The 13,242-nt window shown below is 41.6% G+C and carries 11 protein-coding genes and 1 pseudogene; 5 read left to right on the plus strand and 7 right to left on the minus strand.

Annotated elements, in window-relative coordinates; translation table 11 throughout:
- Positions 1–1,515, plus strand: a complete 1,515-nt coding sequence (locus DEHRE_RS10080; RefSeq protein WP_025205971.1) for a sigma-54-dependent Fis family transcriptional regulator — start codon at positions 1–3, stop codon at positions 1,513–1,515.
- 491 nt (positions 1,516–2,006) lie between these two features.
- Here the strand turns inward: DEHRE_RS10080 and DEHRE_RS15350 are convergent.
- From DEHRE_RS15350 to DEHRE_RS10115, 7 genes and pseudogenes are all read right to left on the minus strand, one after another.
- Positions 2,007–2,246 (minus strand): annotated as a pseudogene (locus DEHRE_RS15350) (hypothetical protein); the annotation flags it as partial.
- A gap of 546 nt (positions 2,247–2,792) precedes the next feature.
- Positions 2,793–3,383 (minus strand): flavodoxin family protein, encoded by a 591-nt coding sequence (locus DEHRE_RS10090; RefSeq protein WP_025205973.1) that lies wholly within the window; start codon positions 3,381–3,383, stop codon positions 2,793–2,795.
- A gap of 213 nt (positions 3,384–3,596) precedes the next feature.
- Positions 3,597–4,499 (minus strand): methylenetetrahydrofolate reductase [NAD(P)H], encoded by a 903-nt coding sequence (metF, locus tag DEHRE_RS10095; protein ID WP_025205974.1) that lies wholly within the window; start codon positions 4,497–4,499, stop codon positions 3,597–3,599.
- Between the two features lie 75 nt (positions 4,500–4,574).
- Positions 4,575–5,249, minus strand: coding sequence for a cobalamin B12-binding domain-containing protein (locus DEHRE_RS10100; RefSeq protein WP_025205975.1), 675 nt, complete (start codon positions 5,247–5,249; stop codon positions 4,575–4,577).
- A gap of 607 nt (positions 5,250–5,856) precedes the next feature.
- On the minus strand, positions 5,857–6,891 hold the full coding sequence (locus DEHRE_RS10105) for an MFS transporter (RefSeq protein WP_025205976.1): 1,035 nt from the start codon (positions 6,889–6,891) through the stop codon (positions 5,857–5,859).
- A 241-nt stretch (positions 6,892–7,132) separates the two neighbouring features.
- The gene (locus DEHRE_RS10110) at positions 7,133–8,329 is read right to left on the minus strand and encodes an MFS transporter (RefSeq protein WP_025205977.1); all 1,197 of its coding nucleotides are present in this window, start codon (positions 8,327–8,329) and stop codon (positions 7,133–7,135) included.
- A gap of 203 nt (positions 8,330–8,532) precedes the next feature.
- Entirely contained in the window at positions 8,533–9,819 is a 1,287-nt protein-coding gene (locus DEHRE_RS10115; protein ID WP_025205978.1) for an aminomethyltransferase family protein, read from the minus strand.
- 344 nt (positions 9,820–10,163) lie between these two features.
- Between DEHRE_RS10115 and DEHRE_RS10120 the strand changes: the two genes are divergently transcribed.
- The 4 genes from DEHRE_RS10120 to DEHRE_RS10135 all read left to right on the plus strand — a co-directional run bounded on the left by DEHRE_RS10120 (position 10,164) and on the right by DEHRE_RS10135 (position 12,945).
- Entirely contained in the window at positions 10,164–10,619 is a 456-nt protein-coding gene (locus tag DEHRE_RS10120) for a DUF441 family protein (RefSeq protein WP_025205979.1), read from the plus strand.
- A gap of 116 nt (positions 10,620–10,735) precedes the next feature.
- The gene (locus DEHRE_RS10125; RefSeq protein WP_025205980.1) at positions 10,736–11,809 is read left to right on the plus strand and encodes a hypothetical protein; all 1,074 of its coding nucleotides are present in this window, start codon (positions 10,736–10,738) and stop codon (positions 11,807–11,809) included.
- 56 nt (positions 11,810–11,865) lie between these two features.
- Complete coding sequence (locus DEHRE_RS10130; protein ID WP_025205981.1) at positions 11,866–12,309, plus strand: helix-turn-helix domain-containing protein; 444 nt, start codon at positions 11,866–11,868, stop codon at positions 12,307–12,309.
- Between the two features lie 441 nt (positions 12,310–12,750).
- On the plus strand, positions 12,751–12,945 hold the full coding sequence (locus tag DEHRE_RS10135) for an IS3 family transposase (RefSeq protein ID WP_025205982.1): 195 nt from the start codon (positions 12,751–12,753) through the stop codon (positions 12,943–12,945).
- Positions 12,946–13,242: the final 297 nt, after the last annotated feature.

A 13,242-nucleotide genomic window follows, 5' to 3' on the forward strand; every position in this document is an offset into this window, starting at 1 on the left:
GTGGACGATTCTGAATTTGAACTTTTCCATGAAATAGCAGCACGAATTTGCAGCAGCCTTCATTTGGAAATCGCTATGTCAAGAACTTTGATATATATTTCAGATTTTATTCCTATCGATGAAATGTATATGGCTTTGTTTGACAACAAAAAAAAAGTTTTTCGCCTGATTGCTCGTGCTTCACGGACTGATGGCATCATAATGAATCATGAAATAACATCACCTCCTTCCTATCTTCATGAAGTGGAAAGGTTTGACCGCAAAAAAAGCCCTTTAATTGTCAATTCACCGAAAAATAATCCTTTAATATCTTCACTCTTCCCTCAGCCTAAAATGAGAAACAGTTCCGTTCTGATTCTTCCTTTAACAGTTGACGAGAATCTTATCGGCGTTTCAATGATGTTTGCCTATGGAAGTAATGTCTATACCCCTCAACATGCAAATTTGCTCTCGAAGGTGACAAAACCATTCAGCATCGCACTATCCAACTCGTTGGAGCATTTAGAGTTAGAAACACTGAAGCAAGACCTCGTAAAAGAAAATATTTACCTTCGAAGAAAAATCAATGAAAATTCAAGCACTGAATTTATCGGAAAGAAAACAGGTCTTAAAAATGTCTTCGAAATGATTCACAAGGTGGCTCCGCTGAGCAGCACTGTGCTCGTACTAGGTGAAACTGGCACCGGCAAAGAATTGGTTGCCAATGCCATTCACACAGCTTCCAACCGCCAAAACGGACCCTTTGTCAAGTTAAATTGCGGAGCTATCCCTGAGTCTTTGGTTGATAGCGAACTTTTCGGACATGAAAAGGGGTCATTTACCGGGGCACATACCAAAAAGCTCGGGCGATTTGAGCGGGCAAACAATGGTACACTTTTTCTTGATGAAATAGGGGAATTACCAATTGATATGCAAGTCCGACTTTTACGCGTTATACAGGAAAAAGAAATTGAACGCGTCGGTGCTGAAAAATCCATTCCAGTCAATGTCCGCATCATCTGTGCTACACAGAGGGATCTGACCGCTATGGCGGCGGAAGGCAAGTTCAGACAGGATTTGCTTTTCCGCATCAATGTCTTTCCAATAGTTCTCCCTCCTTTGCGTAAGCGAAAGGAGGACATCCCCTTATTGGTCCATCATTTTATTGAGAAAAAGTCAGCGGAATTCGGATTGCGCACACTTCCAAAAGTCCGTCCAGAAGATATGCAGAACCTCATGGAATATTCCTGGCCAGGCAATGTGCGGGAATTGCAAAACATCGTTGAGCGGTCCATCATCCTGAGTCGAAGTGGTACTTTGGTTTTTGATCACATTCTTCCTGCTCTTTGCGAAAAATCTAGTTTGCAGGAAATTGAACCTGTAGTGAAATTAGATGATTCAATGCGAATGCATATTGTAAACGCTCTTCATCAGACCAAAGGACGCGTCAGCGGTCCTAACGGTGCCGCCGTGCTTCTTGGTATCAACTCCAGTACATTGCGAAACAGAATGAAAAAACTTGGCATTAATGATTGAATCTTTAAAGGGTAGGGTCAGAGCTTGGAAGATTTAAGGCAACAAGCCACTATCATTCTTGTTGCCTTTCTACTTTAAGTACACTTCATGGAATATTTCTCGATTTCCGTGATATGTGTATTGCAGCACCATGCGGTGTATTTTTTGCCACTTGAGTGGGTACGACGCTTAAATGTAGCACCGCACTGACCAGAAAACATATACCACCGACTTCCTCACAAAGACACGAGTAAAGAACCATGGCCTTGTTCCGCAGTATTACGCTCTGTGGAAAGGATACCTTCCTCATCACCCTGCAGAACAAGATTGAAACCGTCCTAAGCTATGAAGATGACACCACCCTGGCTGACATCAACAAGCGGCTGGAGGACCTTCAAACGGAGCTTATGAAACTGGCTAACTCCAAGGCTGAATATGATAAAGTAGGCGATGAAATTTACCGCCTACGTGACGAAAAACAGAAAGTACAGCTCGAAATCATTGGGCAAGACGAACTGAAAAAACGCATTGCCGATATGGGCGGCTTCCTTTCGGCTGTGCCGGAACCACCGGCTGCCGCGAACAGTCACACTGCCGTACCGTTTCCATCGCCATTCCCGCCCGGAACGCACCAACTGCTCTCCCTGTCGCTGGAGAAAATTAACCAGATCCACTGAATTGGCCCGCTGCTTTTGTTTGTCCGTAAAATAAATATATGGCTTTGTCGGTCGTCCCCATTTACGGGCTTCCAGGATATAGTTGCAAACTGGATTTCCATGAAATTTGGTTAAGCAGAATTTTGTTGATACGAAGAAATTGAATACATATTCAAATCCCTCTCTTTTTAAAATAAAAAAAGACAGTCTCTTACGGGTTCACAAAATGGTCAAGAATAGCACCTCCAAAGTCACCTCCCCAATCTTGCCATGCCATCCTGCCGGTGATAATTGCGAGCAGAAGATTGTAGTCGCTCGTTTATGCCGGGCATGGATAATCTCAAGAACGTCACTCATCATTATAGTTAATAATCATTTTCAAGCGTAAATTTGGAGACAATCATTAAATAATAATCTCCCTCTATCCAATCAAAGTAGAAGACCACTCGAATTTAGAATAGGCAAGAATATGACAGCTCCTTCCGGTAAAAACCTTAGTATATATTCCACGGAAGGAGCTGTAAAAATTATTTATATATAAGCTTAAGTTCATCGCTTCGCCTTATGTCAAGTTAGAGATGAAGGCGAATTTCCCGTATTCCCGACGTAAGCGTAAACTCCGTAGGCGTGAAAAGGAGTCCACTAAAATCCAGCAAGGGAGTGTCTGGCTCCTTCGGCAGCTTTTTCCCCGAGGCTGCGGGCGGCTTTCAGATATTCCGGATAATTCCGGATATCTCCCTTTTTATCAATACTCTTAATAAGCAGCTCACCGGCGGCTTCATAACCTGTCGCATCATAGAAATATTTCATTACAAGTTTGGCGCCCTCAAATAACCGTTCGCCTTTTGTTGCCCCCACGCCAATGAAGTAGGCCTTTTTATTCACTGCAAAGCTAGGTTCTTTTAAAATATACTTTCGGGACCAGAGGGCCTGGGACCTATCAATTGCGCTTTTAGCCCACCCAGAGACCGTATAAAAATACATTGGGGAAGCAAAGATCATCACATCGGCTAAGGCAATCTTTCCATAGATTCCCTGCATATCGTCCTTTTGAATACAAATTCCTGCTTTTTCACAAGCACCACAGGATAAACACGATTGGTACCGGCATGTTGATAAGATAATCTTTTCTGTCTCTGCCCCCGCTTCATGGGCCCCTGCCAATGCTTCATCCAACAAGGTTTCCGTATTACCGCCTTTCCGCGGACTCCCCGATATTCCTAAGACTTTCATTCTAGTTTTCTTCCCTATCATTTTTTATTTCGATATCCAAAAATTCATCAGAAATTATTAAAGTTCAGCTGCTAAATCCTTCAGCTTTCTAGCGGCAATACGCAATTCATCTATATTTTCAGTATTTTCTTGAATCGCTGCTAACTGCTGCTGTGAGATCGCACCTGACTTCTCAGCCGATTAGAACATATCTACTACAGCAAAAGAAATCGATTAATAATTGCTTACATTTTTATTCCGGCTGTTGGTCGCATATAATAGCGAGTCAAGATTTCGGACCAGGTCTTTGGCGATTTGTGGTTTGTTCATTGTGTAAATATGAATGCCGTCGACCCCGTGGGTCAAGAGATCGATGGACTGTTGCGTGGCGTAGGCAATCCCGGCGTCCTTTAATGCTTCTGCATTGTGTTCAAACTTATGAATGATTCGGACAAGATTTTTCGGCACCGTCGCATTGGACAAGGCGAGCATTTTTTCGATTTGGGACTGATTAGTAAGTGGCATGATGCCGGCGATGATCGGAATATCAACGTTCGCTTTTTGCAGTTTCTCTTTAAAACGGTAAAGAACGTCATTATCAAAGAAGAGCTGCGTCACCAGAAAGCTGACTCCGGCATCTAATTTCCAAAGCAAATTCTCGATATCCTGTTCGGGATACGGGCATTCTGGGTGTCCTTCCGGATAGCAAGCACCGCCGACACAGAATACATGATGCTTGCGAATATACTCTGCAAGATCGGAAGCATATTGAAAATCTCTGATCCGGTTACGTTCCTCTGCCCCTTTGGGAATGTCCCCGCGCAGGGCAAGAATATTTGAGATATTTTTATTAGGCAGATCATTCAGCATTTCATCCATCTGCTCTTTGCTGGAGTCGATGCAGGTCAGATGCATTAAGGCATTAAGGTTATATTTTGTTTCGATGAGGGACGCAATCTTTTCAGTTGTCTTACTCGTACTTCCCCCCGCTCCGTAGGTGACACTGATGAAATCCGGTCTTAAAGGCGCCAGAGCGTCAATCGTATCATAAATACCCTCAACAGAAGAAGTCTGTTTTGGCGGGAAAATTTCAAACGACAGGACTTTCTTTTCCCTAAGCAGTTCACTAATATACATAGGTAAATCCTCCCCGATTAAATAGAAAGAACAATCAAACATATAGGCTGGTACAGAATGGATCCGAAAGGATGATTACGAACGACAACTTACCCATTCCCGGCAAATTTTTAGGCCTTCGGCAGCGCTTGATGTGAACGCATCGGCTCCGATCCACCTACAGGCTTTGGCAGTTAAAGGGGTTCCGCCGGCAATGACTTTGACCTGCTTTCGAAGTCCCGCTTCTTCCAAGGATTCGACCGTATTTTTCATCGCTTCCAACGTCAGTGTCAGAACACCGCTCATGCCCACAATCAAGGGTTTTTTATTATCTGTTAGATCGCTCTCTATTCTTTCATTGACAACTTTGATAAACTTACCAGGCGGCTGGTCGATCCCAAGATCCCATACCTGAAAACCTCCTGCCTCTGCCAACTCTTTGAATACATTCTTACCGATGTCATGGATATCTCCGGATACGGTTCCAAGAATGATCGTACCAGCCTCCCCCGACCGACCAGACCCTAAGACTGGTTTTAAGAGTGCGATCGAAGCTGCTAAGAGATCTCCGGCATTGATCAAATCGCCCAAAAAATATTCACCCTGATCATAACGTCTTCCAATGTCAGCCATACCTTGCTGGCAAGCTTCCACTGCTTTCTTAGCTTCATATTCTGAAGGGTCGTTTCGAATAAAGTCACTGATTATGTTGCGTACAACTGCTTCATCCAAGTCCGCGAAAGCAACTTTCAAACTATTTAGTTCAAACACTTTTTACCGCCTTCCGATAATATAATTTTTATGAGTCCTGCCGCAAATGCCAATAACGCACCCGCTAAGGTCTTGCCAAGAGCGACTGAAGCAATGATGATATGACAATTTCATGGAAGCAAAAAAGAAACCGCTAATATAAAATGATAAACCCAACGTATTTCATTGTCATTGTTTATAGTTTACTAAAATTGCACCAAATTTTCGTTATTTATGCTCAATAAATCATTTTGAATGACATCATAAATCAGGAATCTCCTTTAGCCCGTGCCCAAATGCGTTTGAATACATTCCATACAGGATACATTGGTTAAAAAGGGCTTGCCGATCTGCTTGGAGATTATTCTCTTTTTGTAAAGATCTATCGGCGATATTACCCGGCCAGGGGCAAAGAATCATCGCGTTCTTTGCCCCTGATCTAATCCGTGATAAAATGTTTTGCTGATGAGAACTAAAATCGGCCTCCGGTGGCTTTACTGCCCCATTATCGTTCTAACGCTGTTATACTATCTTACTTCATCTTTGACAAATAAAGCTGCTGCAGTAAGTATAAGCGGAACAATTACAAACACTGCAAAATTCGTTGTCAGAGAAGCTTTTTGCGTAATCAATACCCCCCAACCAACGGGCCGAATGAACCGCCAAAACGCCCCATCGCAGATGTCCATCCTAGGCCGGTGGCACGAAAAGAATTGGCGTAATTTAACGTAACAATCAAGTAGACCAGAGATATTATCCCGTAAACCCCAGACCCCATAAAAAACAATAACATAAGACTATTTGTCAATGGATATCCTGCTTGTACCATTAACTTTGGAAGCCAGGTAATAATACCGTAGTGTGTAAAAAAAACCATCGCGAACATGATCCAAAACAGAACCGTTTTTTGTACTAAACCGTTTTTGAACAGACTCAAAAAAGGAGCCTGATTGAGATTTCCACTATCGACTACATACTTGTCCTCTTGAGCGGGAATATACGCAGGGTCGACTTTTGTCAATGTCTCACTAATTTTTTCTAACTTATTATATTTTATTAGCCGATCCATCGATTCAGGGATTGAAAAGCTTACAAACACAACAAATATCAAAGGAATAAAACCAATCCAAAACATTGGCCTCCAGCCATAAACAGGCAGAATACCCATCCCAATTAATGCACTTATCATCGTCCCTATAGGTATGCCGAGAGTACTGATTGTGACAAGTTTAGACCGATGCACAAAGGGAGAATACTCCGTAAGCAGAGCGACTGTAATCGGTACAACCCCGGCCAGACCTGCTCCGGCAATAATTCGGCAGACGGAAAAAAAGGCAGCGGATTTCCCAAATCCCATCAGTCCTGTAAATAAAGCATAAACAATAATACCTAATATCAGAACTTTCTTCCGTCCTATTCTGTCCGCAAGCATACCTGCTACGATTCCACCAATCATCATTCCGTAGAGTGTATTACTGCCGATAAGCCCAAACACTTTGGCACTGATCCCGGTGTCCATCATAAGAGTAGGAAGGGCCACTCCATAAACCCCTTGATCATACCCGTCAAATAGCAATATGCTCATACCCACCATAAAAACAATTATAAAAAATCTATTGACTTTACTATCTCCAATCATCTTTCCAACGTTAATCGTTCTCATTTGACACCGCTCCAAACTTTTTACGTGATTTTGTTGAGGGGCAATGCAACTTAGTACTGAAAATACGCTAACACTTAGCGCAGCTACAAACAGAAATCCCACAGACATTTCCAAACCATGACGTACTGAATGTTCACTGTTGGAACGCAATAACATTACGCTTAGGATTTCTGTTTGCCTAACGCTGCTGTCAAAAACAGCTCACTTATGTATTTTGTGTGTGGGTGTATTCATACAAGTATTATTCTGCCGCTTTTTTTGCTCCGCCTGCAAGCGCTGCGCAAATTACGCCAAGAAATGGCCCGGCAGCCATAACTGCCCATATCGGGGTTGAAAAAACGCCTTTCGTCGAAACGAGCATTGCGCCAATGACAACGGGGCTGATTTGCGAAGCAAACTGGAAAACAAAGTTAGATACACCCGTTGCTGTCGCCGCCATTTTACTTCCTGCGTAATCAACGATGAGGGCACTCAAATGGCTGTTTGTTGTAAATGAAATAAAGCCCAATACAAAACTGCTGATGAGTAACCCCGTCAGCTGTGTTTGCGCTCCAAAAATGAATATCATCACGCCAGTAATAAAATAGCCGAATATTAGGAACTTTCTTCTGTCAATTTTAAATTTATCGACAGCAGTACCGGATAATAATGATGAAATGATTCCGCCAATAGCTATCAAAATCCCAACTGTTCCAATATTTTGAGCAAAACCCAAACTCCTTGCATAGCCAAAAGCCCAGTTATATAAAGCCAATTGAAACCACATCAGACCAAATCCGGACAAGCTGATCAACAATACCCCTTTATTCGTGAATAATACTTTAAAGCCCCTTAAAACATCGCCCAAGGTTTGGGTCGCTTTTTCCGGTTTATCTCCTTTCACAAAAAGGAAGATGAGTACGGCAACGATGATGGAAAAAATGGCGGCGAATTTAAACCCTGCTTGCCATCCGTACGCATGCAGAATTTTCGGGCCGAATAAGCTGGCAATAAAATATCCTGCATTAGGACCGGCCAGTATGATCCCGAAAGCCATACTTCTTTTTTCCATGGTAAAATAATTACTGATTACTCTGGCACAACAAGCATAAATTGTGCCTGCACCCAGCCCGAGAATAATTCGCAGTCCCATCGCTTGGGCCGGAGTTGAAACCATCGTCATGGCATAAGAAGAAAGTCCGCCAACAAGCAAACTGATACTCATAATGAATTTAACGCCAAATTTATCTGCTAAGACACCGGCCGGTATTTGCGTAATGATATAACCCGTGAAAAAAATGGAAAAAATTGTTCCTGCAACTGCTGCATCAATTCCGAAAACCTTCATCATTTCCGATTGCATCGGAGACCAAATGAATCGGGTCACGAATGTAGCGACAAAAGCTAAGAGCATTAAGAGCAACATAAACCATTTTACAGATCCCTTGTTTTGTTCCATATAGTAGCTAACCTCCCTCGTTCATATAAAAAATATTTCGCACTGTTTACCGTTTGCCTTCTTCTGAAGAGTTCAAGCCACCATTCTGACTGAAAAACAGGATCATTTGCCTTATCAATCAAATCAGCAGGTGGCTCAAACCGTTCCCAATGGTCACTATTCTTGTTTTGTGTTCATCGTTATTTGCATCACTGTTTAGTTGCTTAAAGTACTTTGTGCAAATCGCCTTTTGATCCGTCGGGTTTATAAGGAGCCGGGGCGACTGTTGCGCGTATTTCCTTCTGCGGATGGCCGGGAGCCCCCCATACAATCGTGACTTCATTGCCGATTTCTGCCTGGTCAATATCCAGGACCGCCAGACAGAGCATCTCACGGAAGTAATAGCTATACCCATATGAGGATGTTGTCCCGACTAGTTTTCCGTTTTTCAGGACCTTGTCGACATACATCCCGCCTCTCTGATATCTTGGGAATTCAATGAAGTCATAATGGTCGCCTTTTTTGAACATGGACGCATAGACATCAACAACATCTTCCACATTCCAAACCAGAGTTCGAACGATCCTCTTTGGATTGGCTATTTCCTGTTCCAGTGCTTCGCGCCCCAAGAAATCATGGTCAAACTTAACAACCTTCGTCCATCCTAATTCGACAGGGCTGCGATAGTAGTCACTGATATCATTTCCTTCAAAACTGCCATAAAGATTTAATGTGGTCATAGAAGCAGGCATTGATGCTTTAAAGGTTTCTAAATAGTCACTTAAATCACTGCTAAACATAGCTGGAATATAGTCAGTAATGATCGTTGGGAAACATGCTTCTAGATGGTTAATAAAAACTGTTCTTCCGCCCAAACGACGGACTCCAAATGCATCTTTATACTTCAACAATTCCTGTATGATTTCTTCTTTCCACTCATGAGGTCCAACAAGCTCATAACCTGGTTCTCCTGCCATACCCTGCCGAATCGCATAAAAACTTCTGCCGGCTATCTCAATTTTTATCATGTGCATATACTTGGTATCGCGCAGATTGGCTCCACTGGCTTTTTCCAGAAGAGCTATAGCCTTAGGACCTGATACTTGCAAATTGAACCAATCATCCGGCTCTGATATAACATTATAATTCCCTTTTTCCAAATTATAGTTCATCCAATAGCATCCGCGGCCGAACAACAGGTATTCCTGCTCACCCATTTTGGCCAAAATTCCCTCATGAATGACTTTTCCGTCGACGTTGGTGTGAACGCAGTGCTTTGCCTGGCCAATATCGAACTTTTTAAAGCTTGTTGTCGAAAAATCAGAGAACAATTTCTCTACATCAGGACCTTTAAACCAGCGTTCCCAAAGAAAGGACCAGTCACCAATGTAACAGTTTTCCTTCCAGGACATACTTTCATCCATCCAGTCAGTATACTCAGGTTCTCCAAAGCGTACCGTAAGATATCCAGGTGGTGTAACTCGGTACCGATTCATGTCTTGGTTACCCATGGATAGTTATTCTCCCTTCACTCGCCATTTTTGACTAGTTTTAAGACACCACTCATCAGCTATTTCTTCTTACTCTATAAATGCTCTCCTTTCACAAGATTTTTTCAGCGTATAGTATCATACGCTTACCTGCTATTACATTTTAAGAAAATGATCGAAGCTGCTGAGTGTTAAAAAAATTACAAATTTAATTTAACATTAGAATCAAGTATTGTATTTGGTATACAATACAAATAATTATCTGATTATTTAGTCTACAGAACAAATCAAAATGAGAAGGTTTGTTTTATCATAGTCAGAAAGAGGGATAAGATAGTTTATTTTAACTTTAGGAGTTGGTTTTGTTGGAATCAACGCTTATCTTAGTCGTAATACTGGCGGTGTCAATCATAGGAAAAGCAAGCTCTGTCTCTGTTGCTACTTGCCTGCTTTTAATGATAAAGCTTTTACATGCTGATCACTATATTTATCCCGTCATCGAAAAAAACGGAATGTTTCTGGGGTTAGTCATACTGATTGCTGCGATCCTGATTCCGATTGCCAATGGAAATATCACCATTATAAACATTAGAAACGTTTTAACCTCCTGGATTGGCCTAACTGCAATAATACTATCATTTTTTACAACCTATATAAGTGGACTGGGTTTTCAATTCCTTTCTGTACAAAACCATAGCGACATCATGACTTCGTTAATTATAGGCGCCGTTGCGGCAGCTGCGCTTTTAGGGGGCGTACCGGTAGGTCCTCTGATCACATCTGGAATACTTGCAATTATTGTAAAGGCGTTTAATAATTAATTATATGAGTTAAGAATCTTCCCCTAAACAATGGGTGACCATACTATAAGATAGAGAAACAGCTTATCATTTCGAATTTTCCAGTGATCTGCATAGAATAACCGGAGGTGGTTGAAATGTCTTTATCTATTAATGATTTGTCGTCCGTGTTTAAGAAATTTGATATCTGCCTACCCACGGATCTGAATGCAAGTTTTGAGGCTGTTACCCTGTTGGCTGACAAACAAAATACAATTGAGGAAGATATTCTTTATGTCGCTACATTGGACAGCCTAAATGGTTTGAGGCATCAACCCTTCCAGGCCAATCTACTCCTTATTTTCAGCCCGCTGGAGTCTTTTGACATATCTGGCTTTTGCCAACATAACATCACCGTGGTGACCACCGATATCAGCTGCGTTGAAGCATACGCTATGGTAAAGAAAGCCTTGAAGGATCGCAAAGACTTCGAAGAAAAATATCTGATGATCTTGTCCATTCTAACGATGGAACTGAACTATCAGCAAATTGCCAATAAACTCTTTCAAATCTTAAACCATCCTATCGCGTTTACTGATATATCCTTTAAAACACTTGGCTTCACCGACTGTGTCGAGATCAATGATTATGTCTGGCAACATTACACAACTCAGGAATACGAGCCGGTTGCTTACCTGAATATTGTGAAAGACGCCGGGCTGCAATCGGTCTTTGATAGCGAAGACCCGGTCTTAAATACCGAGCCCCTCAAACTCCCTCACCGCAGGCTGGGGTGTAAAATAGGCAACGGCGTCAACATGCTGGGCTGGGTGACTCTCATTGAATACTTTCAGGAATTTACCCCTTATGACTTCCAGCTTTTAAAATTGGTTTCCCAAGTGCTCCTGACGGAATTCAAAAAAGACTCCAACTACAACTATTCAAGGGGGCAAGTTTTTGAATATCTCATTATCGATTTATTGAACGGAACAATCAAGAAACCTTCTATTCTGCAAAATCGGATCCAGCAGTTGGACTTTACCATTCAGGAACATAAACACGTTCTGGTTATCAATTTGAAGTCAAAACATCGTGATTCCCTGGTATTAATTCGTAAGGACCTTGAATCAATCCTCTATGGGAGTAAGACATTGATCTACGGCGATAATTTAATTCTCATTCAAAACAAAAAAACCAAAACCCGTTTACCGATATTGAAAAAACACTTTTAGAGCAATATATTGAGTCAAATCATCTACTATGCGGTATAAGTCAAGAATTTAGTGATTTGGCAAACATCCGCCAATATTATGGGCAAGCGCTTAAAACCGTCGATATTGCCTTGAAACTTGATATCGGTAAAAGTCTGTTATTTTATGACGATGTCATGCACTATCACATGATCGATGAACTCCAGAAAAATTTGGAAGTGAACAATTTTTTTGACCCGCTCGTAAGAAAATTGATTTTATTCGACAATAATTATAAAACGAGCTTTACCTATAGCTTATATACATTTCTAAATAATGAAAGTGATTATGTTGAGGCTGCGCGAATTCTGCAAATCCATAAGAACACTATGGTTTATCGGATTAAACGAGTAAAAGAAATCCTAAATACCGACCTGAACAATAATAATGCCATCCATCACATGATGCTGACCTTTGATTTATTAAAATATTTGCATGGTGAAAATTTTTGGGAACATATCAATGCCATTTCTGTACAATAGCTGTAGCCTTCAAAAATATCATCTGGCTCAAAATTGACTAAACCGTAAATCGGTATACTTTGATCTTTACAGGCAAGTTCTATTTACAATATTTTCAATCTGTGAGAACATGAGTTAATTCTTATATATTCTTACGGAGGTTGGTTTCTTGATTGATTTTTATGCTCTTGGTTTGTATCTCAGAAACTGGATCCAAATAATTACTTGCTTTTTCCGCACGAGATTAATATCTAATCTTGCCAAAGACATGGAGATTCTTATCCAAGCTCCTGCCTGGTTGGCAATCAGCTTTGTTCCTCGTTAAGCCGGAAACGGTAATTGGCTGGCATCGGAAGTCCTTCAAGCTTTTCTGGAGACGGAAGTCCCGAAAATCCGGCAGACCTAAGATCTCTCCCGCAACTATAGCCCTAATCAAAAGAATTCATCGGGAAAACCCTTCACATGAAAGATGAAATAGACATTTCTCAGTGCACAACGTTTGAAGAAATCCACCAAGCGATCAGCGACTGGACTGATTATTACAATATCGAGCGATACCAATGGGATTTGGCAAGATTAGCTCCACGGGAGTATTACAAGTACCTCGTTACAGGAGAATACCCTTTAACAATACCAAAAGCAAAAGGTAAAAATTGAAAGTAGGTGGGGCTCTGCCCCACACCCCGAGGTTTTTCGCTTTGGTTTCCAGGGAGGCAGTGCTTACCTTCAAAAAAAAGAAGCGGTGCTAATACGCATCGCCTCCCTTGTAAACCCACACGGGCGCTCGGGTCGCTCCTCAGCGTTGCCCTATCCTCCCTTGTGGTAAAGCACGGTTAGTATAACATAAATACCTATTTGATTGGAACGTTAAAAACCCAAATTGTCCTTGACATGGGGTACACATTAAACATTCTGTATGCCTTGTTTCGATGATTCGGATTAATATTTTGAATT

Origin of the sequence: Dehalobacter restrictus DSM 9455, from assembly GCF_000512895.1 — a bacterium.
GTDB lineage: Bacteria > Bacillota > Desulfitobacteriia > Desulfitobacteriales > Syntrophobotulaceae > Dehalobacter > Dehalobacter restrictus.

Coding starts and splice junctions, on each gene's coding strand:
- DEHRE_RS10135 (WP_025205982.1), top strand. CDS start 12,751: ATGAAAGATGAAATAGACATTTCTCAGTGCACAACGTTTGAAGAAATC.
- DEHRE_RS10110 (WP_025205977.1), bottom strand. CDS start 8,329: ATGGAACAAAACAAGGGATCTGTAAAATGGTTTATGTTGCTCTTAATG.
- DEHRE_RS10090 (WP_025205973.1), bottom strand. CDS start 3,383: ATGAAAGTCTTAGGAATATCGGGGAGTCCGCGGAAAGGCGGTAATACG.
- DEHRE_RS10105 (WP_025205976.1), bottom strand. CDS start 6,891: ATGAGAACGATTAACGTTGGAAAGATGATTGGAGATAGTAAAGTCAAT.
- metF (WP_025205974.1), bottom strand. CDS start 4,499: ATGTATATTAGTGAACTGCTTAGGGAAAAGAAAGTCCTGTCGTTTGAA.
- DEHRE_RS10125 (WP_025205980.1), top strand. CDS start 10,736: ATGTCTTTATCTATTAATGATTTGTCGTCCGTGTTTAAGAAATTTGAT.
- DEHRE_RS10115 (WP_025205978.1), bottom strand. CDS start 9,819: ATGGGTAACCAAGACATGAATCGGTACCGAGTTACACCACCTGGATAT.